Here is a 346-nt window from a genome sequence, read left to right as displayed (position 1 = left end):
CTCGCGCAGCGCGTCCTGCGTTAGATCCAGCGGGAAACCGTATGTATCATAGAGCCGGAACGCGACCTCGCCGGGCAGAGCAGCGCCTTCCTCCAGCGCCTCCAGCTCCGCGCCCAGCAGGGAGAGCCCGCGGTCCAGCATGGTCTTGAAGCGCGTCTCCTCCAGCCGCAGCGTCTCGGCGATCAACGCCTCCGCCCGGCCAAGTTCCGGGTAGGCGGCGCCCATCTGGCGCACCAGCGCCGGCACCAGGCGCCAGAACACCGGGTCCCGCGCGCCCATCATGTGCAGATGGCGCATGGCGCGGCGCATGATCCGGCGCAGCACGTAGCCGCGGCCCTCGTTGCTC

At 70.5% G+C, this 346-nt stretch carries 1 protein-coding gene; it reads right to left on the bottom strand.

Going from position 1 to position 346, the window contains the following annotated elements; all coding sequences use genetic code 11:
- A partial coding sequence (locus R5H29_RS14860) for an alanine--tRNA ligase-related protein (protein WP_332329373.1) occupies positions 1–346 on the bottom strand: 346 nt, incomplete at both ends.

It is taken from the genome of Stenotrophomonas sp. A3_2, from assembly GCF_036624925.1.
Taxonomy (GTDB): domain Bacteria; phylum Pseudomonadota; class Gammaproteobacteria; order Xanthomonadales; family Xanthomonadaceae; genus Stenotrophomonas; species Stenotrophomonas hibiscicola.
This window is presented reverse-complemented; position numbering and strand designations above follow the sequence as displayed.